This is a genomic window from Methylobacterium sp. XJLW (assembly GCF_003254375.1).
Lineage (GTDB): Bacteria > Pseudomonadota > Alphaproteobacteria > Rhizobiales > Beijerinckiaceae > Methylobacterium > Methylobacterium fujisawaense.
The window spans coordinates 2,987,565-3,012,045 of the sequence record NZ_CP016429.1 but is presented as its reverse complement, the minus strand read 5'-3'; the positions used below and the strand labels follow the sequence as shown (position 1 = coordinate 3,012,045).

22 protein-coding genes are annotated in these 24,481 nt (G+C 71.3%); 13 read left to right on the top strand and 9 right to left on the bottom strand.

Annotated features, from left to right (window positions below; all coding sequences use genetic code 11):
• Positions 1-37 precede the first annotated feature (37 nt).
• Positions 38-1,012 (top strand): MBL fold metallo-hydrolase, encoded by a 975-nt coding sequence (locus A3862_RS13940; protein WP_111473657.1) that lies wholly within the window; start codon positions 38-40, stop codon positions 1,010-1,012.
• On the opposite strand, the gene A3862_RS13935 is transcribed toward A3862_RS13940, so the two are convergent.
• The 4 genes from A3862_RS13935 to A3862_RS13920 are packed head-to-tail and all read right to left on the bottom strand — an operon-like array spanning position 973 to position 4,402.
• The gene (locus A3862_RS13935; protein WP_111473656.1) at positions 973-1,761 is read right to left on the bottom strand and encodes an HAD-IA family hydrolase; all 789 of its coding nucleotides are present in this window, start codon (positions 1,759-1,761) and stop codon (positions 973-975) included. The two genes, A3862_RS13940 and A3862_RS13935, sit on opposite strands and share 40 nt — an antisense overlap.
• Positions 1,755-2,441: a ribulose-phosphate 3-epimerase gene (gene rpe / locus A3862_RS13930; protein ID WP_043349271.1), complete on the bottom strand. Its 687-nt coding sequence runs from the start codon at positions 2,439-2,441 to the stop codon at positions 1,755-1,757. The genes A3862_RS13935 and rpe overlap by 7 nt, the downstream gene beginning before the upstream one ends.
• Before the next feature lie 19 nt (positions 2,442-2,460).
• Positions 2,461-3,321, bottom strand: coding sequence for a phosphoribulokinase (locus A3862_RS13925; RefSeq protein ID WP_043349274.1), 861 nt, complete (start codon positions 3,319-3,321; stop codon positions 2,461-2,463).
• A 25-nt stretch (positions 3,322-3,346) separates the two neighbouring features.
• Positions 3,347-4,402, bottom strand: a complete 1,056-nt coding sequence (locus tag A3862_RS13920; protein ID WP_043758894.1) for a class 1 fructose-bisphosphatase — start codon at positions 4,400-4,402, stop codon at positions 3,347-3,349.
• A 182-nt stretch (positions 4,403-4,584) separates the two neighbouring features.
• Here A3862_RS13920 and A3862_RS13915 point away from each other — a divergent pair, with 182 nt between their 5' ends.
• Together A3862_RS13915 and A3862_RS13910 are read left to right on the top strand one after the other, a co-directional pair.
• On the top strand, positions 4,585-5,532 hold the full coding sequence (locus A3862_RS13915) for a LysR family transcriptional regulator (RefSeq protein WP_043349301.1): 948 nt from the start codon (positions 4,585-4,587) through the stop codon (positions 5,530-5,532).
• Positions 5,529-6,770 carry an NAD(P)/FAD-dependent oxidoreductase gene (locus tag A3862_RS13910; RefSeq protein ID WP_043758895.1) on the top strand — a complete coding sequence of 414 codons (1,242 nt, stop codon included), beginning with the start codon at positions 5,529-5,531 and terminating at the stop codon, positions 6,768-6,770. The genes A3862_RS13915 and A3862_RS13910 overlap by 4 nt, the downstream gene beginning before the upstream one ends.
• 6 nt (positions 6,771-6,776) lie before the next feature.
• Here A3862_RS13910 and A3862_RS13905 read toward each other — a convergent pair whose 3' ends face one another.
• Positions 6,777-8,018 (bottom strand): MFS transporter, encoded by a 1,242-nt coding sequence (locus A3862_RS13905; RefSeq protein WP_043349283.1) that lies wholly within the window; start codon positions 8,016-8,018, stop codon positions 6,777-6,779.
• A gap of 145 nt (positions 8,019-8,163) precedes the next feature.
• Entirely contained in the window at positions 8,164-8,799 is a 636-nt protein-coding gene (locus tag A3862_RS13900; RefSeq protein ID WP_043758897.1) for a glutathione S-transferase family protein, read from the bottom strand.
• Between the two features lie 195 nt (positions 8,800-8,994).
• Here A3862_RS13900 and A3862_RS13895 point away from each other — a divergent pair, with 195 nt between their 5' ends.
• From A3862_RS13895 to A3862_RS13880, 4 genes are all read left to right on the top strand, one after another.
• Positions 8,995-9,375 carry a response regulator gene (locus A3862_RS13895; RefSeq protein WP_043355299.1) on the top strand — a complete coding sequence of 127 codons (381 nt, stop codon included), beginning with the start codon at positions 8,995-8,997 and terminating at the stop codon, positions 9,373-9,375.
• A 57-nt stretch (positions 9,376-9,432) separates the two neighbouring features.
• Positions 9,433-11,406 carry an AI-2E family transporter gene (locus tag A3862_RS13890; RefSeq protein WP_043758898.1) on the top strand — a complete coding sequence of 658 codons (1,974 nt, stop codon included), beginning with the start codon at positions 9,433-9,435 and terminating at the stop codon, positions 11,404-11,406.
• 131 nt (positions 11,407-11,537) lie between these two features.
• Positions 11,538-13,157: a hybrid sensor histidine kinase/response regulator gene (locus tag A3862_RS13885; protein ID WP_043381097.1), complete on the top strand. Its 1,620-nt coding sequence runs from the start codon at positions 11,538-11,540 to the stop codon at positions 13,155-13,157.
• 17 nt (positions 13,158-13,174) lie between these two features.
• Positions 13,175-13,489, top strand: coding sequence for a hypothetical protein (locus A3862_RS13880; protein ID WP_043355295.1), 315 nt, complete (start codon positions 13,175-13,177; stop codon positions 13,487-13,489).
• A gap of 139 nt (positions 13,490-13,628) precedes the next feature.
• On the opposite strand, the gene A3862_RS13875 is transcribed toward A3862_RS13880, so the two are convergent.
• Positions 13,629-14,519: a ketopantoate reductase family protein gene (locus A3862_RS13875; RefSeq protein ID WP_043758900.1), complete on the bottom strand. Its 891-nt coding sequence runs from the start codon at positions 14,517-14,519 to the stop codon at positions 13,629-13,631.
• Positions 14,520-14,527: 8 nt separating this feature from the next.
• Positions 14,528-17,611, bottom strand: a complete 3,084-nt coding sequence (ydiJ, locus tag A3862_RS13870; RefSeq protein ID WP_111473655.1) for a D-2-hydroxyglutarate dehydrogenase YdiJ — start codon at positions 17,609-17,611, stop codon at positions 14,528-14,530.
• 106 nt (positions 17,612-17,717) lie between these two features.
• Here ydiJ and A3862_RS13865 point away from each other — a divergent pair, with 106 nt between their 5' ends.
• From A3862_RS13865 to rpmG, 6 genes are all read left to right on the top strand, one after another.
• Positions 17,718-18,056 carry a hypothetical protein gene (locus A3862_RS13865; RefSeq protein ID WP_043355289.1) on the top strand — a complete coding sequence of 113 codons (339 nt, stop codon included), beginning with the start codon at positions 17,718-17,720 and terminating at the stop codon, positions 18,054-18,056.
• Positions 18,057-18,193: 137 nt separating this feature from the next.
• Positions 18,194-20,515 (top strand): ribonuclease R, encoded by a 2,322-nt coding sequence (gene rnr / locus A3862_RS13860; RefSeq protein WP_111473654.1) that lies wholly within the window; start codon positions 18,194-18,196, stop codon positions 20,513-20,515.
• A gap of 23 nt (positions 20,516-20,538) precedes the next feature.
• Positions 20,539-21,003, top strand: coding sequence for a DUF983 domain-containing protein (locus A3862_RS13855; RefSeq protein WP_111474342.1), 465 nt, complete (start codon positions 20,539-20,541; stop codon positions 21,001-21,003).
• The gene (locus A3862_RS13850) at positions 20,960-21,703 is read left to right on the top strand and encodes an NUDIX hydrolase (protein ID WP_111473653.1); all 744 of its coding nucleotides are present in this window, start codon (positions 20,960-20,962) and stop codon (positions 21,701-21,703) included. Before A3862_RS13855 ends, A3862_RS13850 begins: the two co-directional genes overlap by 44 nt.
• Positions 21,700-22,887, top strand: a complete 1,188-nt coding sequence (locus A3862_RS13845) for an MFS transporter (protein ID WP_236961988.1) — start codon at positions 21,700-21,702, stop codon at positions 22,885-22,887. Before A3862_RS13850 ends, A3862_RS13845 begins: the two co-directional genes overlap by 4 nt.
• Positions 22,888-22,993: 106 nt before the next feature.
• A complete protein-coding gene (gene rpmG, locus A3862_RS13840; RefSeq protein WP_020092568.1) occupies positions 22,994-23,161 on the top strand; it encodes a 50S ribosomal protein L33 in 168 nt (55 codons plus the stop codon).
• 396 nt (positions 23,162-23,557) lie between these two features.
• Here rpmG and A3862_RS13835 read toward each other — a convergent pair whose 3' ends face one another.
• Positions 23,558-24,475 (bottom strand): LysR family transcriptional regulator, encoded by a 918-nt coding sequence (locus A3862_RS13835; RefSeq protein ID WP_043381106.1) that lies wholly within the window; start codon positions 24,473-24,475, stop codon positions 23,558-23,560.
• Between the last annotated feature and the right edge of the window lie 6 nt (positions 24,476-24,481).

Here is a 24,481-nt window from a genome sequence, read left to right as displayed (position 1 = left end):
GGCGCCCCAGGCGGCACCGGGCTTTAGGGAGGATCCGATGCCGGCAACGAACCGCCGCAACCTCGTACGGGGTGCGCTCGCCGGAGGGGCCGTCCTGGGTCTCGGCGGCGGCGCCCGCGCCGCGGCGCCCTTCGGCGGATCGCAGGCGCCGGGCTTCTACCGGACCCGCATCGGCAGCTGCGAGGTCACGATCCTCAACGACGGGGCGCGCAGCTTCCCGATGCCGGACCGCTTCGTGCGCAACGTTCCCCGGGACGCGGCACTCGGCGCCGCGCAGGCGGCCTACATGCCGCCCGGCCAGGTGACGGTGCCGTTCAACCCGACGCTGATCAACACCGGCGCGAAGCTCATCCTGATCGATACCGGCAACGGTCCGGTGCCGGGCGCGCCCGTCGGCCGGCTCGCGGCGAACCTCGCGGCGGCCGGGATCAGACCCGAGGAGATCGACCTCGTGCTGCTCTCGCATCTCCATCCCGACCACACGAACGGCCTCAAGAGGGCGGACGGGAGCCTCGCCTTCCCGAACGCCGAGATCCGGGCCGCCGCGCCCGACTGGGCATTCTGGATGAGCGACGCCCACATGGCCCAGGCCGCCGACCCGGTGACGCAAGGCTACTTCGCCAACACCCGCCGGGTGCTCGGCGACCTGAAGGACCGGATCGGCACCTTCGCGTGGGACGAGGAGGTCGCACCCGGGATCACCGCCCTCGCCGCGCCCGGCCACACGCCCGGCCACACGGCCTTCGCGATCGCCTCGGAGGCGGACCGGCTGCTGATCCAGTCCGACGTGACCAACATTCCGGCCTTCTTCCTGCAGCACCCGGACTGGCACGTGATGTACGATTACGATGCCGATCAGGCGCAGGCGACGCGCCACCGCTTCTACGACATGGCCGCGTCCGAGAAGGCCCTCGTGGTCGGCTACCACTTCCCCTTCCCGTCCCTCGGCCATGTGGAGCGGAACGGGCCGGGCTACCGGCTGGTGCCCATCGCCTGGAACGGCGTGCTCTGATCGTCCAGGGTCGCGTGCACCCGGATCAGGTTCGCCAGGTCCACGACCCCGCCCGGCCATTCGACGCCCGCGATGTGCCGGTGCGGCCGTTCCGGCTCGCCGAGATCCGAGACCGCCGAGAAGGCACCGTCGAGCGGGTGGCTCTCGGTGTAGCGGCTCCGGGTCGCCAGGACCGGCAGCCCCGCGGCCCGGGCCGAGCTGATGCCGGCGGCCGAATCCTCGACGGCCACCGCCTCGGAGGCCGGGATGTCCAGGCCGGCGAGCGCCAGGAGGAATACGTCGGGGGCGGGCTTCTTGCGGTTCGCCTCGTCGCCGGCCGCGATCACGTCGAAGGGTGCCGCGTCCGGCGGGAAGTTGGCGGCCAGGAGCCGGTCGACATTCGGCCGGCTCGTGGTGGTGGCCACGGCGAGCCGCAGGCCCGCCGCCCGGGCCTCGGCAATCAGCCGGGCGATCCCGGGACGCAGCGGCAGGCCGCTCTCCGCCACCAGTTCGCCGTAGGCGCGCGTCTTGCGGGCGTGGATCTCGGGGGCCAGCGCGTGGAGCGCCTCGGCTTCGGCTGCGTGCCGGGTGTCGATGTAATGGGCGAGCCGCTCCTTGCCCCCCATCACGGTCAGCAGGTCGGCGTAGAGCGCCTCGTCCCAGCGCCAGGGCAGGCCGAGTTCCGCGAAGGCGCGGTTGAACGCCTGCCGGTGCAGATCCTCCGTCTCGGCGAGGGTCCCGTCGACGTCGAAGATCAGCGCCCTCAGCACGACAGGTCGCGACCGGAGGCGCCCTCCGCGCCCGCGCGGATCGCCGCGATGCGCTCGGCATAGGCGCCCGGACCGCCGCCGAAGACCGCGTTGCCGGCGACGAACGTGTCGGCCCCGGCGCGGCTCGCCGCCTTGACGGTCTCGGGGTCGATCCCGCCGTCGACCTGGATGCGGATGTCCCGGCCCGCCACCATGGCGCGCACCCGCGCCACCGACTCCATCGTGCTCTTGATGAAGCTCTGGCCGCCGAAGCCGGGATTGACCGTCATCACCAGCACGAGGTCCACGAGGTCGAGCACCGGCTCGACCAGGGCGGCCGGCGTGCCCGGATTGATCGCCACGCCGGCGCGCTTGCCGAGGTCGCGGATGGTCTGGAGCGAGCGGTGGATGTGCGGCCCGGCCTCGGCATGGACGGTGATGCCGTCGGCCCCGGCCTGCGCGAAGGCCGCGAGGTACGGGTCGGCGGGCGCGATCATCAGGTGGACGTCGAAGTACTTCTGCGTGTGCGGGCGCAGAGCCTTCACCACCGGCGGACCGAAGGTGATGTTGGGCACGAAGTGCCCGTCCATGACGTCGAGATGGATCCAGTCGGCGCCGGCCGCGTCCACGGCGCGGGTCTCCTCGGCGAGCTTCGAGAAGTCGGCGGACAGGATCGAGGGGGCGATGACGGGTGGGAGCATGGGAGGCTTTCGGGATTGTTCAGGCCAGCCTGCGACGGCGCTCGACGAGCTGCATGATCATCGGCGTCAGGATCAGCTGCATGGCCAGATCCAGCTTCCCGCCGGGAATCACGATGGAATTGGCCCGGCTCATGAAACTGTCGTGGATCATGGAGACGAGATACGAGAAGTCGATCCCCTTCGGGTCCTTGAAGCGGATGACCACCATCGATTCGTCGGCGGTGGGGATCCAGCGGGCGATGAACGGGTTCGAGGTGTCGACCGTGGGCACCCGCTGGAAGTTGATGTCGGTGAAGGAGAATTGCGGGCAGATGGTCTGCACGTAATCGGGCATGCGCCGCAGGATCACGTCGGTCACCGCCTCGGTGGAGTAGCCGCGGAACGAGCGGTCCCGGTGCAGCTTCTGGATCCATTCGAGGTTGATCACCGGCACGACGCCGATCTTCAGGTCGGCGTAGCGGGCGATGTCGACATCCTGGTCGGCCACGCAGCCGTGCAGGCCCTCGTAGAACAGCAGGTCCGAATCAGGCGGGAACGACTCCCAGTCCGAGAAGCTGCCCTCCGGAATGCCGAAGGCCTGCGCGTCGTGGGCATCGTGGGCGTAGTGGCGGGTGCGGCCGGTCCCGGATTCGGCGTAGCTGCGGAAGACCGCCTCCAGCTCGGGCAGGAGGTTGGCGCGCGGCGCGAAGTGGGACAGCGTCGGTTCGTTCGCCATCATCGCCCGCATCGTGTCGCGGTCGAACGCATGGAAGCCGTCGCCCTCGATGAAGACCGCCCGCACGTCCTCGCGGCGGAAGATCTGCTCGAAGGTGTTGCGCACCGAGGTGGTCCCGGCCCCGGAGGAGCCGGTCACCGAGATGATGGGGTGCCGCGCCGACATTTCCGTCCGGACTTCGTGCTGTGCCTCACGACCGCATCAGACCGCGCTGCCCGAACAGCGGCGAGCGGCCGGCATCGGGCTTGCCGCCCGCGTAATAGGTCGCGACGCAGGCCACCTCCTCGGTGGAGCCGCAGACCAGGGGCGCCCGCTCGTGGATGCCGGTGGCCACCAGGTCGAGGATCCGCGTCTGGCCGTCGGTGGCCGAGCCGCCGGCCTGCTCGACCAGCATCGCCACGGGGGCGACCTCGTAGAGCAACCGCAGGCGGCCGCGGGCGTAGTTCTTCCGGGCGTCGCCCGGGTAGAGGAAAACGCCGCCGCGGGTCAGGACGCGCTGGATGTCGGCCACCAGGGAGGCGAGCCAGCGCATGTTGTAGTCCTTGTCGCGCGGGCCCTCGGTGCCGCGCTGGCAATCCTCGATATAGGCCTTCACCGGGGCATCCCAGTGCCGGGCGTTGGAGGCGTTGATGGCGAATTCCTTGGTGGAGGCCGGCACCGACATGGCCGGGCTCGTCAGCTTGAACGTACCCTCGGCGCGGTCGAGCACGTAGGACTGGGTGCCCTCCCCCAGCGTCAGGATCAGCGCGGTGGCCGGGCCGTAGGTCACGAAGCCCGCGGCGATCTGCGTCGAGCCGGGGGTCGTGAACGAGGCGAGCGGATTAGCCGGATCCTTGATCGACGGCCGGATGCCGAAGATCAGGCCCACGGCCGTGTTCACGCCGATGTTGGACGAGCCGTCGAGGGGGTCGATGGCGACGGCGAGCGGCGCGTCCGGGTTCAGCCGCATCACCTCCTCGGCCTCCTCGGAGGCGACCTCGGCGACCGGGGCACCGCGCAGGGCTGCGGTGACGCTCTCGTGCGCGATGACGTCGAGGGCCTTCTGGACGTCGCCGTCGCTGTTGTGCTCGCCGGCCGCCGCGAGGTCGCCGCCGAGCGCACCGCGCCCGATCCGCTCGCTGATCTCCACCGCCGAGCGCGCCACGGCCGCGATCACCGCGGCGGTGTCCTTCAGCGCCGGATTGGCGTCCACGGCCTGCGCAAGACAGGTCTCGAGGGGCGTCCCGATCGCCGCTGAAATTGCCATCGGCCTACTCCTCCTGCTCGGATCCCGTCCGTCGGGATCGCGCCTTCCGCGCCGGCTCTGTAGCGGCCGCTTGGCCGCCAAGATAGCGGTCTGTGTCTCCGGATCGACAGGAACCCGCGGCGCGGCCTTCAAGATTTCTGTGCGATCTTGTGTCATAGGACGAAAAAAACGAGATGTCCGCCATGCGCAATCTCTCCCTCAAGCAGCTTCAGGCGGTCGCTGCCGTGGCCCGCCTCGGCACCATGACCCGGGCGGCGCAGGAGCTGAACGTCACCTCGGCCGCCCTCTACGCGCGCATCCGCCAGCTGGAGGAGGAGGCCGGGCTGCTGCTGTTCGACCGGACGCCGGGCGGCCTCAAGCCGACCGATGCCGGCCGCGAGATGCTCTGGGCGATCGACAGCATCAACACCGTGCTGGAGACCTGCACCGACCGCCTGCGCACCCTGCGGGGCGCCGAGGGCGGGCGCGTGGCGCTGGGCGTCGTCTCCACCGCCAAGTACTTCGCCCCGCAGGTGATCGCGGGCTTCGTCAAGAAGCATCCCGGGGTCGAGATCAGCCTGTCGGTGCGCAACCGCGGCCAGACCGTGGAGGCTTTGCGCGGTTACGAGATCGACTTCGCCCTGATGGGCCGCCCGCCCCGGGACTTCCCGATCGAGGCCGCGACCTTCGGACCGCATCCGATCGTGCTGATCGCCCCGCCAAGCCATCCCCTCGCGGGCAAGACTGGCCTGAACCGCGAGGATCTCGCCGACCAGCCGTTCTTCCTGCGCGAGGAGGGCTCGGGCACGCGCATGGTCTTCGAGGAGTTCATGAGCGGCGTCCTGGTCAAGCGGGCGCCGCTGGACATCGACACCGGCTCGAACGAGACCATCAAGCAGGCGGTGATGGCCGGGCTCGGGATCGCGCTGCTCTCGGTGCACTCGGTGGCGGCCGAGCTGGAGAGCGGCCGCCTCGTCCTCCTGAACGTCAAGGGACTGCCGATCCGGCGCGACTGGTACGCGGTCCGGCGCGCCGACAAGGTGCTGGGTCCGGCCGCTTCCGCGGTCTGGTCCTATCTGATGTCGGAGGGTGCGCGCAGCCTGCCGGGCGTCGCGCAGAGCGGTCTCGTGCCGGCGGGAGCCAAGGCGTGAGTCCAGTCGGAATCGTCGTCGCGGGCGCCGGCCAGGCCGGCTTCCAACTCGCCGCCTCCCTGCGCGAGGGTGGGTTCAGGGATCCGATCACCCTGGTGGGCGACGAGGCCGCCCTTCCCTACCAGCGCCCGCCCCTGTCGAAGGCCTACCTCGCCGGCAAGACAGACCAGGAAGGCCTGTTCCTGCGCCCCCCCGGCTTCTTCGCCGAGCACGCCATCGCGCACCGGCCGGGGCTCCGCGCCGTCGCAATCGACCGGGCGGCACGTCTTCTGCAGCTGTCGGACGGCGGGCACCTGCCCTACGACCACCTCGTGATCGCCACCGGCGCCCGCAACCGGCCCCTGCCCGTACCTGGAGCGGAGCTCGACGGCGTGCGCCAGTTGCGCGGCCTCGCGGATGCCGACGCGCTCCGGGCGCAGATCGAGGCGGCCCGGGCGATCGTCGTGGTGGGCGCGGGCTTCATCGGGCTCGAATTCGCCGCCGTCGCGGCCGGTCGCGGCCTCTCCGTGACGGTGATCGAGGCGGCCGAGCGGCCTATGGCCCGGGCGGTCTCGGCCGAGATGGGCGCGTTCTTCCGCGGTGCGCAGGAAGCGATGGGCGTGCGCTTCGCCTTCGGGGCCGGCGTAACGGCGATCCTCGGGCGGGACGGCCGTGCCGTCGGCGTGGCCCTCGCGGACGGCCGGGAACTGCCCGCCGACCTCGTCCTGGTCGGCATCGGGGTACTGCCGAACCGGGAGCTCGCCTTGGAAGCGGGCCTGCCGGCCGAGGATGGGGTGCGGGTCGACGCGTTCCTGTCGACACCCGATCCGGCCATCTCGGCGATCGGCGATTGCGCCCGGTTTCCCAGTTCCTTCGCTCACGGGCTCACGCCGGACGGCACCGTGCGGATCGAGTCCGTGCAGAACGCCATCGACCAGGGGCGCTGCCTGGCGGCGCGGCTCACCGGCAAGCCGGCGGCCTACGGCGCGCTGCCCTGGTTCTGGAGCGACCAGGGCCGGCACAAGCTGCAGATCGCCGGATTGGCGGGCCCCACGGATGCCAGCGTGGTCCGCGGCTCCGGCTCCGCCTTCTCGGTCTTCCGATTCCGCGACGGACGCCTGAGCGCCGTCGAATCCGTCGACCGGGCGGGCGACCACATGATCGCCCGGCGGCTGCTCACGGCCGGAACGCCGCTGAGCCCGGATCAGGCGGCGGATCCGGGCTTCGACCTCAAGGCGCTGGCGCTGCAGCGGCCCTGAGGGTGCTCAGCCCGGGAACGCCACCGGGGCCGGCTTCTGCCGCAGGGCGATGGCGGTGCCGATCCCGAGCGCCAGGATCGTGACGGCGCATCCCAGGAGCGCGCCGAGCTGGCCGAACCCGAGCAGCGCCTGCCCGATCACCGCGACGCCGAGCGCCTGCCCGCAGAAGAACGAGAAGGCGTGGAGCGCCACCGCGGAGGCGCGGGCCTTGGGCGCCACCTCGGTGACCTGCGTCTGGTAGGTGTTGTGCAGCATGTAGAAGCCGAGCCCCATCGCGGTGAGCGCGGCGCAATCGACCTGCCACGTGCCGGCGAGCCCGACGACGGTGAGGGACGCACTACAGATCAGGCCGCCGCCGATGAGCATGCGCGGCAGGCCGAGCAGCCGCACCAGCAGCCCGACCAGGGCCGAGTAGAGCAGGCCGCCGACCGCGAACCCCGCCAGCACGAGGCCGGCCTCGCGCGGTCCCCCCTCCCCGCGGGCCTCGATCAGCGGGGCGAGGTGCGGAAACACGCCGAAGATCGCGATGGCCTCGATGAACACCGCCGAGAACAGCACCCGCGCCCGGGGATTGCGCAGGATCGTCCGGTAGCGGGTCACCGCCTCGCCGAAGGCCGGACGGCGCGCGGCGGGCCGGCCGGTCCGGTCGAACCCGAACACGGTCGCCGCGCAGGCGATGGCCGCCACCGCCGCGGTGACCGCGAAGACACCGCGCCAGCCGATCGCCGCCTCGATCAGGCCCGCGAAGGTCGAGCCGGAAAGCTGGCCGAGGATCACCGCCACCAGGAACCGGCCGATCGCCACCTGACGGCCCTCCATCGGCACCCGGTCACCCAGCAGCGCCAGGGACAGCGGAATGCAGCCCCCCGCCGCCGCCCCCGCCAGCATGCGCAGGCCGAACAGGCTGCCGATATCGGGGGCGATGCTGCACAGGGTCAGGGCGACGGCGAGCACCGCGAGGCAGGTGCTCATCACCCGCTCCTTGCCGAGCGCGTCGCCGATCGGGCCGAGCACCGGCTGGATGAAGGCGTAAGGCAGCGCGAAGGCGGTGGAGAGGAGCGCCACCGTGTGGGCGTCGCTCGCGAGATCCCGGGCGAGCACGCCGACGAGAGGCTCGACCGAGCGGAGCGCGAAGGTGCTGCCGAACCCCGCACAGGCCAGGACGACGATGAGACGCGGGATCGACGTCGGCGGCGACTTCGGCAGCGTCGCGGCGGGGACGAGAGCCGGCTCTGTGCTGTCGGTCATGAGGGACGCTGCGCGACGCGGGCCAAACCAGACTCGCGACATCGCATCTCCCCCGCCGGAGCGGAACCCCGTTGCGCGACAGATCCGTGCGCGTCGAACGCCGGATCCGGTGCGGGGGATCGCTGCCGCCCGAGCCCGGCGGCGCTCAGGCCGAGGCGGCCGCCTGATGCGCCTCCGCGAGCTGCGCATCCTCCGCCGCGACCATCCGGGCGGCCGGACGGGACCGGATGCGCTCGACATAGGCCGTCAGGACGGGCGCGGGCTCCACGAGGCCGAAGCCCGTCGTCCAGCCGAGGGCGCCGCCCCACAGGATGTCGGCGGCGCTGAAGCGCTCGCCGAGCAGGTACGGCCCCGGCGTCAGCGCCTCCTTCACCCGGGCGATCACGCTGTCGTAATCGGCATAGGCCGACATGGCGCGTGGGCCCGGCTCCCGCTTCAGGTGCCGATCGATCACCGCGGGCTCGAAGCAGGAGCCGTAGAACACCATCCAGCGCAGATAGGTGCCCCGGTCGGGCTCGGTGGGCGCCGGGGCGAGCCCGGCCTCGGGGAACAGGTCGGCGAGGTAGAGGTAGACGGCCGCCTGCTCGGTCACCACGGCCTCGCCGTGGCGGATCGCCGGCACCTTCGCCATCGGATTGACGGCACGGTAGGCCCCTTCGAGGTGCTCGCCGGCGCGCATGTTGAGCACGTGCAGCCGGTACGGGACACCGAGTTCCTCGAGCAGGACGCGCACCCCCGACGAGCGGGTATTGGGCGAATGAAAGAACTCGATGTCAGGCATATTGGTGGCTCCGCCCCCTGAGAGGATTGTCGATTCGCCGAAGCACACGCTCATACCGGCCGGAGGACGGGTCAACCTCGCACCGAAGCGCCCCTTCTCCAGGGACCGGAATCGGGGCAGGAGCGTTGGGCGATTGTGCGATGCCGCGCGTTGAGCTGCCGTCCGGCACGACGCGAGCCGGGGGTATGAGTTCTGATGGCGAAGATTCTGCTGGTCGAGGACCACGAAGAGATCTGGGACTTCCTGTCCCGCCGCCTCAAGCGGCGCGGGTACGAGGTGATCCTCGCACATGACGGCGAGGCCGGGGTCCGACAAGCCCGCTCGGGTCAGCCCGACGTGATCCTGCTCGACATGAACCTGCCGGTCCTGGACGGCTGGTCGGTCGCCCGGACGCTGAAGTCGGGCACCGACACGCGGGCGATCCCGATCATCGCGCTCACCGCCCACGCCATGTCGGGCGACCGCGACAAGGCGATCCAGGCCGGCTGCGACGACTACCACCCGAAGCCGGTCGATTTCTCGAAGCTTCTCAGCCAGATCAGCACCGCCCTGGGCGAGACCGCCCCGGCGAGCTGACCCGACCGCGGACGCGCGAATTGCGATCCCGAGACCTGATGTGAGTGGAGCGTGTCCGTGAGCGAGGATCCCGTCACTGCCCAGCGCCTGCGGCAGGGCCTGCCGGTCTTCGTGGCCTTGGCCTCGATCCTCCTCGTGGTCGCCACGCTGGCGGCCCTGTATCTCGGGCGCGAGATCCTCGTTCCGGTGACGCTGGCGATCCTCCTCAGCTTCGTGCTGGTGCCGGCCGTCCGGGTCCTGCGGCGGCTGCGCGTGCCGCGTGCGCCGGCGGTCCTCCTCGTGGTGGTGATCGTCTTCGGCGCCCTGTTCGGGATCGGCAGCCTGATCGCCAGCGAGGCGTCCCAGCTCGCCTCGGACCTGCCGCGCTACACGCAGGTGATGCGCACCAAGATCAAGGATCTGCGCGGGGCGACGGCCGGGACCGGCACCCTGTCGCGGATCGTCGACATGGTGCAGGACCTCAGCGCCACCCTGCAGCCGCCCCCGGCCGCGGAAGTCCGCGGCGAGCCGGGGTCGCGCACGCATCCCCTCACCGTGGAACTCACGCCCGCCCGCGCCAGCGTGGTCGACACGCTTCAGACCTTCGCGGGCCCGATCCTGCACCCGCTGGCCACGACGGGCCTGATCCTGATCTTCACGATCTTCATCCTGCTCCAGCGGGAGGATCTGCGAAACCGGGCGATCCGGCTCGCCGGCGGCTCGGGCGACCTGCGCCGCACCACGGCGGCGATCGACGATGCCACGAGCCGGCTCAGCCGCTTCTTCCTGGCCCAGCTCGCCCTCAACATCGCCTTCGGCCTCGTCATCGGCTTCGGACTCTGGATGATCGGCGTCCCGAGTCCGACCCTGTTCGGTGTCCTCGCGGCGATCCTGCGGTTCGTGCCCTATATCGGCGCGGCGATCAGCGCCCTTCTGCCGCTGATCCTCGCCGCCGCCGTCGATCCCGGCTGGGGCATGGTGATCGCCACCGCGGTCCTGTTCCTGGTGGTGGAGCCGATCTGCGGCCACGTGGTCGAGCCGCTCCTCTACGGCCACTCCACCGGCCTCTCGCCGGTCGCCGTCATCCTCGCGGCGACGATCTGGACGTTCCTGTGGGGGCCGATCGGCCTCGTCCTGGCCACGCCGCTCACCGTGTGCCTCGTGGTCCTCGGCCGGCACGTGGAGCGCCTCTGGTACCTCGACGTCCTGCTGGGCGATCAGCCAGCCTTGTCGCCGCCCGAGATCTTCTACCAGCGCATGCTGGCCGGCGATCCGGTCGAGGCGATCGACCAGGGCTGGCAGTTCCTCAAGGAGCGCGCCCTCGTCACCTACTACGACGAGGTCGCCCTCGCCGGCCTGCTGCTCGCGCAGGAGGATCTCTCGCGCGGCACCCTGGACCGCGAGCGGCAGGCGGAGGTCGGGGCGGCGATCCGCACGGTCGTCGACCGCCTCGGGACCGCTCCGATGACCCGGCGAAGCCGTCGAGGCTCCGGGCGCGGTCCCGATACCGAGACTGCGGCGGCGCTGGCCGCCATCGGGCCCGACCGGCAAGTGGCCGGAATCGTCCTCGAGCGCGAGGATCTCGCCCCCAACTGGCGCAGCGAGACGCCGGTGCTGTGCGTGTCGAGCCGCGGCCCGTTCGACGAGGCGGCGACGCTGATGCTGAGCCAGATCCTCGCCCGCCACGGGCTGGCCTCGCAGATTCTCTCGATGGCCGCGATCCGCGCCGGCGAGCGTCCCGACAATCCGGAGGGGCTCGCGCTGATCTGCTTCTCGTATCTCGAGCCGGTGAGCCTCTCGCAGATCCGCTTCACCGTCCGGCAGGCCCGTGCGGCGGTGCCGGGCGTGCGCATCCTCGTGGGCTTCTGGCGCGAGCGCGATCCGGCGACCCTGGAACGGCTGCGCCGGGCAACCTCGGCAGACTTCCTCGTGACATCGCTGAACGAGGCGCTCTCGGCTGTGCTCGGCGCCTGCCAGGAATCCGCACCCACCCGGCTCGTCCCGGCACCCGTGACTGCCCGCTCCAGTTCGGCGCAGCCGGCAGTGGCATGACGCGCCGTGCGACACCACCTCTGAGGACGGGCCGTCGACATCGCGCTCTCGACCGCTAGTGTTCCGTCCGCTTTTCGTGATCGGGCGCGCGCAAAATGCTTTTACGTCCCGGAGGCTGAACATCACCGCGCATGTCTGAGACCCCAGAAACACCGCCCTCCGGGCCGAGCCCTCCGATCAGGGACAGCGCGCCGAGTGACCTGACCGACCGCCGCAGCGATATCTTCTTCGCGGCGGTCGAGACGACGCGCATGCCGATGATCGTCACCGATCCGCGCCAGCCCGACAACCCGATCATCTTCGCCAATCGGGCGTTCCTGGCGATGACGGGCTATACGCCGGAAGAGCTGATCGGGCGCAATTGCCGCTTCCTTCAGGGCCCCGAAACCGACCGCGAGAGCGTCGCGCAGGTCCGGGCCGCGATCGCCGAGAAGCGCGAGTTCGCCACCGAGATCCTGAACTACCGCAAGAACGGCTCGACCTTCTGGAATGCCCTGTTCGTCTCGCCGGTCTACAATGCCGACGGCGAGCTCGTGTACTATTTCGGTTCTCAGCTCGACGTCTCGCGCCGCCGCGACGCCGAGGAGGCGCTGGGTCAGGCTCAGAAGATGGAGGCGCTGGGCCAGCTCACGGGCGGCATCGCGCACGACTTCAACAATCTCCTCCAGGTGATCGTCGGCTACGTCGACATCCTGGCGGCCGGGCTGGAGAAGCCCGATGCCGACCGCGCCCGGCTCGGCCGCGCCACCGAGAACATCCGCCAGGCTGCGGAGCGCGCGACGACGCTGACGCAGCAATTGCTGGCCTTCGCCCGCAAGCAGCGGCTGGACGGGCGCGCCGTCAATCTCAACACCCTGATCGAGGGGATGGGCGAGATGGTCGCCCGCTCCGTCGGCGAGGCCGTGAAGGTCGAACTCGATCTTGCGGAGGATCTCTGGAACTGCCGGGTCGATCCGACCCAGGCCGAGGTCGCGATCCTGAACGTCCTGATCAACGCCCGCGACGCGATGCCGGAGGGCGGCACCGTCCGGATCTCCACGGAGAACAGCGAGGTCGCCGCCCGCGGCCGGGAGCTCGGTCCGCTGCGCGACGGGCGCTATGTCAGCATCGCCATCAAGGACACGGGTACCGGCATCCCGCCGGCCGTGCTCGCCCGGGTGATGGACCCGTTCTTCACCACCAAGGAGGAGGGCAAGGGGACGGGGCTCGGCCTGTCGATGGTCTACGGCTTCGCCAAGCAGTCGGGCGGCGCGGCGCAGATCGAGTCGGCGGTGGGTGCGGGCACGACGGTGCGCCTGTCGTTCCCCGCGACCGACGGCGACGTCAATGCCCCTGCCAAGGTTTCGCTGCGGTCCGTTGATCGGCAGGGCTCCGAGACGATCCTCATCGTCGACGACCGCGAGGACGTGGCCGAACTCGCCCGCACCATCCTGCGGGACTTCGGCTACACGACGCTGGTGGCGAGCAATGCCCGCGAGGCCCTGGAGATCCTGGATTCGAGCGAGCGCATCGATCTGCTCTTCACCGACCTGATCATGCCCGGCGGCATGAACGGCGTGCTGCTGGCCCGCGAAGCCCGCCGCCGCCAGCCCAAGCTCAAGGTGCTGCTCGCCACGGGCTACGCGGAGGCGAGCCTGGAGCGAACCGATATCGGCGGCTCGGAGTTTGATCTCCTGAACAAGCCCTACCGGCGCACGGAGCTGGTCCGCCGCGTGCGCGCCATCCTCGACGGTCCGACCGGGGTGGGCTGAGCTTCGGGAGACGGCCCATGTCCCAGGGCGACAAATCGAAGTACACCGACAAGCAGAAGCGCAAGGCCGAGCACATCGCCGAGTCCTACGAGGCCCGCGGGGTGCCGGAGAAGGAGGCGGAGGCCAGGGCCTGGGCCACCGTCAACAAGGACGACGGCGGCGGCAAGAAGCCGGGCGGCTCGGGCCGCGGCAAGGCCACCGGACATCCGGCCGCCCACAAGGGCGGCGAATCCGGCGGCAAGGCCTCGGCCGGGCGGACGGCCGCGGAACGCTCCGCCTCCGCCAGGAAGGCCGCCGCGACCCGCAAGGCCAACGCCGCCGCACGGGCGTAGCCGGTCCCGTGCGAACCGGGCCGACCCCGCCTTCGCGAGGGCAGCGCAGCAATGCAGCGGCGCCGGACTCTCCGACGTCGCGCCACCCCGGGCCGCGTCGCTGCGCTCGGGGTGATGGTCCGGGCGCCGGAGAGCGATATCAGTCCTTGTGCTCGGCGAGCTTGACCAGCGTGTGCAGCAACCGGTTCGCCGGTGTCGGAATGCCGAGCGCCGCGCCCTTGCGCACGACGAAGCCGTTGAGGTGGTCGATCTCGCTGGCCCGGCCGCGGGCGAGGTCCTGGGCGGTGGACGAACGCTGCCCGGACATGGTGACACCGAGATCCAGCACGGTGTCGAGGATGTCGGGGGGCACCGACACCCCGTCGGCTTCGGCGACGGCGACGCATTCCCGAACGACATCCGTGATCGCCGCGACGACGCCCTCGCCCTGGAGCAGGCGACCGTAGGGACGCTGCGTCAGGGCCGAGAGGGCGTTGTAGGCGCAGTTCGTGATCAGTTTCGCCCAGAGCGCGTCGACCGCGCGCGCCGAGACCGTGGTGGGGATGCCGGCTGCCGTGAAAGCGGCGGCGATACGGTCGCTCGTCTCCGAGGCGCCGAGGATCAGGTCGCCGCGCCCGTTGTGCCGGACATGGCCGGGGCCGGCCATCGCGGTGGCGACGTAGACCGCCACCGGCACGACCGGCCGGTCCAGCACGGCGGCGAGCCGCTCCGCGTTGTCGACGCCGTTCTGGAGGCTGAGGATCGTCGCGGCAGGATCGAGATGGCCTGCGATCATCGCACCCGCCGCTTCGGTATCGCCGGACTTCACGCAGACCAGCACGAGGTCGGCGCCGGACACGCCGTCGCCGGCCTCGGTCGCCCGCACGGGGACCGAGGCCGTCCCGGCCGCGCGCTCCAGCACCAGCCCGGCCGCCCCCACGGCCTCGACCAGGGCGGGGCGTCCGATCAGCGTCACCGCGTGGCCGGCCTGCGCCAGGAGAAACCCGTAATAGCAGCCGACAGCGCCGGCCCCGACGACAGCGACGTTCATGGCAGATCTCATGGCGCCGCAGCCGCGGCGCGGGCGGGATGGAAGGCCGCAGCGCCGCCGGCATCCGCACGGACATGCTCAAGGAGCGCCTGGGCCGGGTGTCGCAGCCGCACGCCGTCGACCAGCGTGGCTTGGGACCGGCAGGAATATCCGTCCGCCAGCAGGGTGCAGCCGGGCGCCTCGGCCACGTGGCGGGCCCAGCTCAGGCCGTAGATCGCCTCGGAGGTGGCGCGCTGGCGCGCCTCGTGCCCGTAGGTCCCCGCCATGCCGCAGCAGCCGGCGGCCGGCACTTCGAGCCGCAGGCCGAGATGGGCGAACACGGCCTGCCAGTCCCGCACCGCGCCCGGAGCGTTGGTGCGCTCGGTGCAATGGGGCAGCAGCCGCATCGTGCGGCCGCCTTGGCCCGGCGCGATCCGGTCGAGCCGGGCGGCCAGCCATTCCTGGAGGAGATGGACCTTCGGGAGATCGTCGCCCAGAGCCTGCGCGTATTCGGACCGGTAGGTCAGCGTCATCGACGGATCGATCCCGACCAGGGGCACGCCGTGCCTGGCGAGATCGCGCAGCATCGCGGCATTGGACCGGGCGACGGCGGCAAACCGCGCCAGGAAGCCGTGCACGTGCAGCGGCTTGCCGTTCGGCCGGTAGGGCACGAGCCAGGGCCGGAAGCCGAGGGCGATGAGGAGTGCGCAGCTATCGGCCACGACGTCCGCGTCGAAATGAGTGGTGAAGGCGTCCTGCACCACCAGCACGGCCCGCGCCCGCTCCTGCGCATCCAGCCGGGCCAGGGCGTCCGGCGTCGCGACGGCGACCCCGAGATCCCCCAGCCGCTCCGTGAGAGCGACGGGCGACAGGGCCGGGATCGCCACCAGCCCGGCCCGGGCCAGAAGCAGCCGGGCCACCGGATTGGTCAGGACGACGTTGCTCAGGCGCGGCATCCGGGCCGCCAGCGGCAGCAGCGGCTCCAACGCCGCCACGAGGTGATCCTTCAGCGGCCGGGCGTAGCGCGTGTGATAGAGCGCCAGGAACTTGGCCCGGAAGGTCGGCACATCGACCTTGATCGGGCAGGACCCCGTGCAGGATTTGCAGGCGAGGCAGCCATCCATCGCCTCCTTGACGGCGTGGGAGAAATCGTCGGCCTCCGACCGGCGGCGGATACCGCTCCGCAAGGTCGCCGCCACGTCGTGCAGCCACCCGGCGCGCTGCCGCGCCAGCTCGGCGGCCGGGTCGATCCCCGCCTCCGCCGCACGGCGCAGCCACTCGCGCATCAGCGAGGCGCGACCCTTGGGCGAATGCCGGCGTTCCCGCGTCGCCTTCCAGGACGGGCACATGGCCTCGTCGGCATCGAACGAGAAGCAGGCGCCGTTGCCGTTGCAATGGAGCGCCTCGTCGAACCCCCGCCGGACCGTTGCCGGGATGGTGCGGTCCTGCTCGCCCCGGCGCGGCACGCCGTCGATCCGGGTCAGCCCCTCCCCCTTGGCCGAGGCGATCTTGCCCGGGTTCATCCGGTCGCCCGGATCGAAGGCGCGCTTGACCGCCTCCAGCGCCGGCATCAGCGGCCCGAAGATCGCGGGCACGAACTCCGACCGGAAGCCCTTGCCGTGCTCGCCCCAGAGCAGGCCGCCATACTTGGCGGTGAGCGCGACCACGCCTTCCGTGACCTCGCGGATCAGGCCGTTCTGGTCCGGATCCTTCAGGTCGATGGCCGGCCGGACATGCAGCACGCCGGCATCGACGTGGCCGAACATGCCGTAGCGCAGCCCCTTGCCGTCGAGGAGCGCCCGGAACTCCGCGATGAAATCGGCGAGCCGTTCCGGCGGGACGGCCGTATCCTCCACGAAGGGGATCGGGCGGGCATCGCCCTGGGCGGCGCCGAGGAGGCCCACCGCCTTCTTGCGCATGGTCCAGAGCCGCTCGATGGCGTCGCCCCGGGCGATGGTGAAGCCGAGGCGCTTCGTGTCGGTGCCGCGCTCGGCCTCCAGCAGGCCGGTGAGCCGCGCCAGGGCGGCCTCCACGGACGCCGCGTCGTCGCCGACGAATTCCACGAGATTGATGCCGTCCACCGGCCGTCCGGCCGGATCGTCGGGAAAGAAGGCCCGCACCTCGGCCCAGATCGGATCCTTGCGGGCGAGCGCCAGCACCGTGGAGTCGATGGTCTCCACCGAGGCGGCGCCGAAGGGCAGCAGCGCCTGCGCGTCGCGGAGCGCCGCATCGAAATCGACGTAGGACAGCGCGACCAGCACCGCGGCCTTCGGGATCGGCAGCACGTTGAGCCGCGCCTCGGCGATCAGCGCCAGGGTTCCTTCGGAGCCGCAGATCACGCTCTTGAGGTCGAACCGGCCGCTTGCGTCGCGCAGATGGGCGAGGTCGTAGCCGGTGAGGCAGCGGTTGAGCTTGGGAAAGCGCTCCGCGATGAGTGCCGCATTCGCGGTGACGACGGCATCGATGGTGCGGTGGATCGCCCCGACCCGGTCGTTGCGCCCCTTGGCGGCTTCAAGGCCTTCCGCGTCGAGGGGCTCGGCGGTCCAGACCGTGCCATCGGTGAGCACGCAGGTCAGCGCCAGGACGTGGTCCCGGGTCTTGCCGTAGAGGCACGAGCCCTGCCCGCAGGCATCGGTGGAGATCATGCCGCCGATCGTGGCGCGGTTCGAGGTGGAGAGTTCCGGGGCGAAGAACAGGCCGTGCTTGGCGAGCTCCCGGTTGAGCTGGTCCTTCACAACCCCCGGCTCGACCCGGACGAAGCGGTTCGCGACGTCGATCTCCAGGATGCGGTTCATATGCCGCGAGGTGTCGACCACGAGGCCGTGGCCCAGCGACTGGCCGTTGGTACCGGTCGCCCCGCCCCGGGGCCGGATCACGATCTCGGAAAAGCGCGGATCCTCGAGGAGCTTGGCGATGCGCACGAGATCGTCGCGGCTGCGGGGAAAGGCCACGGCCCCCGGCGCCACTTGGTAGATCGAGTTGTCGGTGGAGAAGACCGTGCGGTCGGCGTCCGACAGCGTCAGATCGCCCTCGAAGCCGCGCAGGCGCAACTCGGCGCAGGCGGCAACATAGAGCGGCACGGCCTCGGTGTGGCGGGTCAGGACCGGGATCATCCGCGCCTTCTACACCCGGCGGAGCGCGGGAGACCATCGGCGACTGGATGACGCGCGCGCTGGCATCCGGCTTGCCACGCACCCGCGATCTTCGGGACGGATACCCATGAACGCGAGCGTCGAACGGGTCAGGGATGCCCTGGCCGAGCTGATCAAGGCCGCCCTTCTCTCCGACGACGGCCTGAGCCGCGCGTGCCGCGATGCGGGTCGCGCCAAGCTCAGGGCCCTCGCGGACGATCCCCCCGAGCCGGAGAGCCTGCGGATGGACGGCGCCTGGACGCTCGCCATCCGGAAGGCCGAGACGCCGGAGCTGGCGCCGCAGGAAGGACGGGTGAACCTGACCCTGCCGCGCGCCTGTCCCTTCACCCTGGACGAGTTGCTCGCACCCGGCCTCGACATGGACCAAGCCGTGGCACGCATCCGGACGAGCGCCTCGACCGGCTGATTGCGCCTGTTGAGGAAAGCCGGGGCGGCGTTGCCGCGGGCGGGCGGGACCCCCATGTTAGGCCTACAGGACCGACGCCTCGGTCCCGCGCCCGCACGCGGGTCCCGTCTACCGCAGAACCGTCCGGCATCCCCCTTTTGGCACGACGCACCACCGCCCCCGCGGCCGAGCCCGATGCTCCTCCGCCCCTCCCCACCCGCGAGCAGATCCTCGCCTTCGTGGCCGAGTCGAAGGAACGCGTCGGCAAGCGGGAGATCGCCCAGGCCTTCGGCATCAAGGGGGCCGCCAAGATCGACCTGAAGCGCATCCTTAAGGAGATCGAGGCGGAGGGCGCCCTCGACCGTGGCCGCGGCGGCCTCGCCCCGGCGGGCCATCTGCCGCCGGTCGTGCTGGCCGACATCCGCTCCCGGGACCGCCACGGCGATTTCCTGGCGATACCGGTGGAATGGACCGGCACGGGCAAGCCGCCGGCCATCGTGCTGACGCAGCCGCGCGGCCCCCGCAAGGGCAGCCGGCCGGCCCCGGGCATCGGCGAACGCGCCCTGATCCGCGTCGAGCGCGACGCCGAGGGCGGCTACACCGGCCGGGTCGTCAAGGTCATCGGGAAGAACAAGGCCGAGGTCATCGGCGTCTACCGGGCCGGCGCGCAAGGCGGCCGGATCGTGCCCGTCGAGAAGCGCTCGCAGGGGCGCGAGATCCTGATCCCGCCCGGCGAAGAAGGGCAGGCCCGCGACGGCGACCTCGTCAGCGTCTCCCTGGAGCGCGAGACCCGCTTCGGCCTGCCGCGGGGCCGGGTCCGCGAGCGGCTCGGCTCACTCGGGTCCGAGAAGGCCGTCAGCCTGATCGCGCTGCACCTTCACAATATCCCGCACGTCTTCGCCGACACGACCCTGGCCGAGGCGGATGCCGCCGAGCCCGCCACGCTGAAGGGCCGCGAGGATTGGCGCGACCGCCCGCTCCTCACCATCGACCCGCCGGACGCCAAGGACCACGACGACGCCGTCATGGCCGAGGCCGATCCGGATCCGGCCAATGCCGGCGGCTTCATCCTCACCGTCGCCATCGCGGACGTGGCAGCCTATGTCCGCCCCGGCTCCAGCCTCGACCGCGAGGCGCTGGAGCGGGGCAACTCGGTCTATTTCCCCGACCGGGTCGTGCCGATGCTGCCCGAGCGGATCTCGAACGATCTCTGTTCCCTGCGCGAGGGCGAGGACCGGCCGGCGCTCGCCGTGCGCATGGTCATCGCCGCCGACGGCGAGATGCGCCGCCACGGCTTCCACCGGGTGATGATGCGCTCCCGGGCCAAGCTCGCCTACGCGCAGGCGCAACGAGCCATCGACGGGCAGCCGGATGACACGACCGGGCCGCTGCTGGAGACGGCGCTCCGCCCCCTCTGGGCGGCCTATGCGGCCCTGCGCGCGGCCCGTGACCGCCGGGGCCCGCTCGCCCTCGACCTGCCCGAGCGCAAGGTTCTCCTGAGCCCCGAGGGCGCGGTCGACCGGGTGATCGTGCCGGAGCGCCTCGACGCCCATCGGCTGATCGAGGAGTTCATGATCCAGGCGAACGTCGCCGCCGCCGAGACCCTGGAGCACGCCCGCCAGCCGCTGATCTACCGCGTCCACGACGAGCCCGCCCTGGAGAAGATGCGGGCGCTGGGCGAGGTCCTGGCCTCTGTGGGCATCAAGCTGCCCAAGGAAGGGGCGCTGCGACCCGCCCTGTTCAACCGGATCCTCGCCACGGCGGCCGAGACCGAGCACGGGGTCTTCCTCAACGAAGTGATCCTGCGCAGCCAGGCCCAGGCCGTCTACGCCCCCGAGAATCTCGGGCATTTCGGCCTGAACCTGCGCCGCTACGCGCACTTCACCTCGCCGATCCGGCGCTACGCCGACCTGATCGTGCACCGGGCGCTGATCACCGCCTGCCGGCTCGGCTCGGACGGGCTCGCGGGCGACGTCTCCCTCGGCGAGCTGGCGCAGATCGGCGAGCAGATCTCGGCTGCGGAGCGCCGCGCCATGGCGGCCGAGCGCGAGACCATCGACCGGCTGATCGCCCATCACCTCGCCGATCAGGTCGGGGCGACCTTCGCGGGCCAGATCGCTGGCGTGACCCGGGCCGGCCTGTTCATCAAGCTCGACCAGACCGGCGCCGACGGCTTCGTGCCGGTGTCGCAGCTCGGCGCCGACTATTTCCGCCACGAGGAGGGCCGCCACGCCCTGGTGGGGGAGCGGACCGGAGAGACGTTCCGCCTGGGCGATCGGGTCGAGGTCCGGCTCGTCGAGGCCGCGCCGGTGGCCGGGGCTCTGCGCTTCGAGCTGCTCAGCGAGGGGCGGACCCGCTCCGGCGCCCGGAACGCCGGGCCCGGCAAGAAATCCGGCGGCCGGCCCTTCAAGCCCGCGCCGCCCGGCCGCCCCCCCGGCATCCGCAACACCGGGTCGCGCCACCGCGGCTCGCGCCGCTGACCCGGCCGATGTACACCGATTCCATGACCGCCGATGCGATCCCGGCCCGCACCCGCCTGATCCCCGCGCTGGCCCGGGGCTTCGTCGGACGCTGCCCGCATTGCGGCCAGGGCCGGATCTTCGGCCGCTTCCTCAAGGTGCGGCCGGAATGCGACGTGTGCGGCCTGGAGCTGCACCACCACAGGGCCGACGACCTGCCGCCCTACGTGGTGATCTTCATCGTCGCCCACATCGTCGGCTACCTGATCCTGGAGACCGAGAGCGCCTACGACGTGCCTCTCTGGGTGGAGATGGGGGTCTGGCCGATCTTCACGCTCCTGTTCGCGCTGGTTTTGCTCCAGCCGGTGAAGGGCGCCGTCGTCGGACTGCAATACGCCCTTGGCATGCACGGCTTCGCCACGCTACCGCGGAGCCGCCCCGCCCCGGGGCCGGAGGAGACGCACCTTGCCGCTTCCGCAGCAGGAGCCCGAGATCGCCACAGCTCCTGAGGGCAAGCCGGCCGCTGCGCGCCTGCGGCCGCGGGACGCCGCGACCATGATCGTCATCGACCGGCGCGGAAAGGGCGGCCCGAAGGTCCTGATGGGCCGTCGCAACCCGAACCTCGCCTTCATGCCGGGGAAGTTCGTCTTCCCGGGCGGCCGGATCGAACTCGGCGACCGCCACATGCCGGTGGCCGGGGCGCTTCCCGATTACGCGGAGGCGGCGCTGACCCGGCAGGTCTCCCGGCCGCCGCACCATCTCGGCCGGGCCCTGGCGCTCGCCGCGATCCGCGAGACCTACGAAGAGACCGGCCTGCTGCTCGGCACGACCGAGCACGGCGCTCCCGAGGATCCCCCGGCGGGCTGGGAGGGCTTCGGCCGCCACGGCGTCCTCCCCGATCTCGAAGCGCTTCATCTCGTGGCCCGCGCGATCACCCCGCCGAAGCGCGTGCGCCGGTTCGACACGCGCTTCTTCGCGATCGACCGCCGCGGGGTGGCGGCCGAGGAGCCGGGACGGATTCAGGCCGACGCCGAGTTCACCGAACTGGCCTGGGTCCGGCTCGACGCCGCCCGCAAGCTCGACCTGCCGTACATAACCGGCGCGATCCTGGACGACCTGGAGGCCCAGATCGCTGCCGATTTCGCGCCCTACCGGATGATTCCCTTCCACTACGAGCGCTACGGGCGGCGCGAGCGGGTGGCCTTGTGAGCCGCCCGGACGGCTTGCAGCAGAACCAGCCGCGCGGGATCAGGTCGGAGGAGGTGGCGGCGATCGCGGCGGCCGTGACCTGCGTCACCGTCGTCGGCATCGGCCTGAGCCTGTCGATCCCGCTCCTCTCGATCGAGATGGAGCGGCGCGGCGCGTCGAGCACGCTGATCGGGCTCAACACCGCGGTGGCGGGGATCGCCAGCATCTGCACCGTGCCGTTCGTCCCGCGGCTCGCGGCACGCATCGGCGTCGCGCCTCTGCTCGGACTGGCGCTCGTCGTCGGAGCGGTCAGCCTCGCCCTGTTCCCGCTCCTGCCGGGCCTCGCCCTGTGGTTCCCCCTGCGCTTCGTCTTCTCGATAACGCTCGGCGCGCTGTTCGTCCTCTCCGAGTACTGGATCAACGCCGCCGCCCCGCCGGAGCGCCGCGGCCTCGTGATGGGCATCTACGCCACCGTCCTGGCGGCGGGCTTCGCGGTCGGTCCGCTCCTGCTGGCGCTGGTCGGGACCGAGGGACCGGCCCCCTACGTGACGGGAGCCGTCCTCATGCTGGCCGGCGGGTTGCCGATCCTTCTGGCCCGGGGGCTGTCGCCGACGATCGAGACGGGCTCCGGCCGCGGCATCCTCGGATACGTCCGGCTCGCCCCCGGCGCCCTGGCGGCGGCCCTCGCCTACGGCGCGGTGGAGACCGGCATCTTCGCCATACTGCCCCTGTACGGCCTGCGCCTCGGCTACGACGCGCAAGGAGCGGCTGGTCTCGTCAGTCTGATCGCGCTGGGCAACGTGCTGTTCCAGATCCCGTTCGGCTGGCTCGCGGACCGTCTCGACCGCGGCGCGGTGCTGCTCGGCGCGGGCCTCGCGGGCGCCGCGGGGTCGGCCCTGATCCCATTCGCGGCCGGCAACCCGGTGGCGTTCGGCCTGCTCCTCCTCGTCTGGGGCGGGATTGCCGGCACCCTCTACACGGTCGGCCTCGCGATGCTCGGCGACCGTACCCCCGCGAACGATCTCGCGGGGGCCAACGCGGCCTTCGTGGTGCTCTACAATGTCGGTCTGATGCTGGGTCCGCCGGTGATCGGCGGCGGGCTCGACCTCGTGCCGCCGCACGGCTTCGCCCTGGCGCTGCTCGCCCTGTTCCTGGCCTTCGCCGGCTGGCTCGCCGCGACGGAGCGATCGGGCCCACGCTCTTGACCTGCCGGGCCCGATCGGGCATTCACCCGCCCGTATTCGGCCGGGCTCTCCCGGCCATTTGCGTTTCGCTCACGCGGAATGCCGCACCCTGCAGGAGCGCCGCGCCATGGCCAAGGCCGTCACCGTCAAGATCAAGCTCGTCTCCACCGCCGACACGGGCTATTTCTACGTCACTAAGAAGAACTCCCGCACGCAGACCGAGAAGCTGACGATGCGCAAGTACGACCCGGTCGCGCGCAAGCACGTCGATTTCAAGGAAACCAAGATCAAGTAAGGTCGCTGGCTGCATCGCAGCCTGACCGCCGACGGGAAGCCGCTCCGGAAACGGGGCGGCTTTTTCTGTTCGGCACCGCCTCGCGCGACGATGGCGCGCGTTTCCGGCAGCTGTCCGGCCGCCGCCCGAGCGGCCGACAGCCTGGCGCCAGCACGACTCATTAACCCTCACTCGTCCCGGACGCTGCGCGATTCGCCGGCCGATTTCCGGCCCGCGGTTTCGGCCAGCCTGGCGGGCGGAGGGCGGGTTCGATGCAGCGGATCCTGCTGGCGATCCTCATCACCGGGGCGGTACTGGCGATCTGGCTTGTCCTGACGCTGCCGGTGCATGCCCTCGGCGCGGCCCGCCGATGGCTCCTGGAACGCCCCGCCCCGGTTCGGGCACGGAGCCGACCGCTCAGGCGGTCCCCGACGCGGCCAGATCCGGATCGAGCGTCCGCGCCAGGGACCGCGCGATAGCTACGAGGGCCGTCACCATCGGTGTGGACGGCTCGCGCCGCGGAGCGACCAAGCCGATCGTGTGCTCCAGGTCCGGGGCGGTGATCGGTATGGTGCGCACGCCCTCCATGGGCCCCAGGGCGTCGACCAGGATCTCCGGCATGATCGAGGCCCAGCGCAGGGTGCGGACATGGGTCAAAAGCACGATCATCGAGTTCGATTCGAGCGTTGCGGCGGGGTCAACACCCGCCTCCCGGATCTGGTGATCGATGATCCGCCGGTTCTGCATGTTCGGCGTGAGCAGGCAGAGGGGCAGGCTGCCGGTCTCGGCCCAGGTGACGCTGGACCGGCCGTCGAAGGGGCCGCCGATCGCCGTCACGAGGCGGTAGCGCTCCCGGTAGAGCGGCACGGAGACCACCCGCCCCAGGGGCTCGTTGTCGAGGTAGGTCAGGCCGGCATCCGCCTCCAGGTTCTCGATCAGCGAGAAGATGTCGGTCGAGGTGGCGGACTCGACCGTCAGCCGCACGTCCGGGTGGCGCTCGCGGTAGGGCGTGGTGAGGTTGACGATCATCGGCAGCGCCGTGGGGATGGCGGCGATGCGCAGGTGTCCGGTGAGGCCCCGGCGCAGGCCGGTGACCTCCTCGTGCATGGCCCGGGCATCGGCCACGATGCGCCGTGCCCATTCCAGCACCCGCTCGCCCTCGGGCGTGAAGCCCTGGAAGCGGGAGCCGCGCAGCACGAGCTGCACGCCGAAGCGGTTCTCCAGCTGCTTCACGCCGGCCGAGAGGGTCTGCTGGGTCACGCCGCAGGATTCGGCGGCGTGCCCGAAATGCTGCTCGCGAGCGAGCGCGAGCAGGAAGTCCAGCTTGTCGATCACGACGAA

Excerpts from the sequence above, each read along its gene's own strand:
- A3862_RS13940 (WP_111473657.1), top strand. The coding sequence starts at position 38 with ATGCCGGCAACGAACCGCCGCAACCTCGTACGGGGTGCGCTCGCCGGA.
- rpe (WP_043349271.1), bottom strand. The coding sequence starts at position 2,441 with ATGCTCCCACCCGTCATCGCCCCCTCGATCCTGTCCGCCGACTTCTCG.
- A3862_RS13925 (WP_043349274.1), bottom strand. The coding sequence starts at position 3,321 with ATGTCGGCGCGGCACCCCATCATCTCGGTGACCGGCTCCTCCGGGGCC.
- A3862_RS13920 (WP_043758894.1), bottom strand. The coding sequence starts at position 4,402 with ATGGCAATTTCAGCGGCGATCGGGACGCCCCTCGAGACCTGTCTTGCG.
- A3862_RS13915 (WP_043349301.1), top strand. The coding sequence starts at position 4,585 with ATGCGCAATCTCTCCCTCAAGCAGCTTCAGGCGGTCGCTGCCGTGGCC.
- A3862_RS13905 (WP_043349283.1), bottom strand. The coding sequence starts at position 8,018 with ATGACCGACAGCACAGAGCCGGCTCTCGTCCCCGCCGCGACGCTGCCG.
- A3862_RS13900 (WP_043758897.1), bottom strand. The coding sequence starts at position 8,799 with ATGCCTGACATCGAGTTCTTTCATTCGCCCAATACCCGCTCGTCGGGG.
- A3862_RS13895 (WP_043355299.1), top strand. The coding sequence starts at position 8,995 with ATGGCGAAGATTCTGCTGGTCGAGGACCACGAAGAGATCTGGGACTTC.
- A3862_RS13885 (WP_043381097.1), top strand. The coding sequence starts at position 11,538 with ATGTCTGAGACCCCAGAAACACCGCCCTCCGGGCCGAGCCCTCCGATC.
- A3862_RS13880 (WP_043355295.1), top strand. The coding sequence starts at position 13,175 with ATGTCCCAGGGCGACAAATCGAAGTACACCGACAAGCAGAAGCGCAAG.
- A3862_RS13875 (WP_043758900.1), bottom strand. The coding sequence starts at position 14,519 with ATGAACGTCGCTGTCGTCGGGGCCGGCGCTGTCGGCTGCTATTACGGG.
- ydiJ (WP_111473655.1), bottom strand. The coding sequence starts at position 17,611 with ATGATCCCGGTCCTGACCCGCCACACCGAGGCCGTGCCGCTCTATGTT.
- A3862_RS13865 (WP_043355289.1), top strand. The coding sequence starts at position 17,718 with ATGAACGCGAGCGTCGAACGGGTCAGGGATGCCCTGGCCGAGCTGATC.
- A3862_RS13855 (WP_111474342.1), top strand. The coding sequence starts at position 20,539 with ATGACCGCCGATGCGATCCCGGCCCGCACCCGCCTGATCCCCGCGCTG.
- rpmG (WP_020092568.1), top strand. The coding sequence starts at position 22,994 with ATGGCCAAGGCCGTCACCGTCAAGATCAAGCTCGTCTCCACCGCCGAC.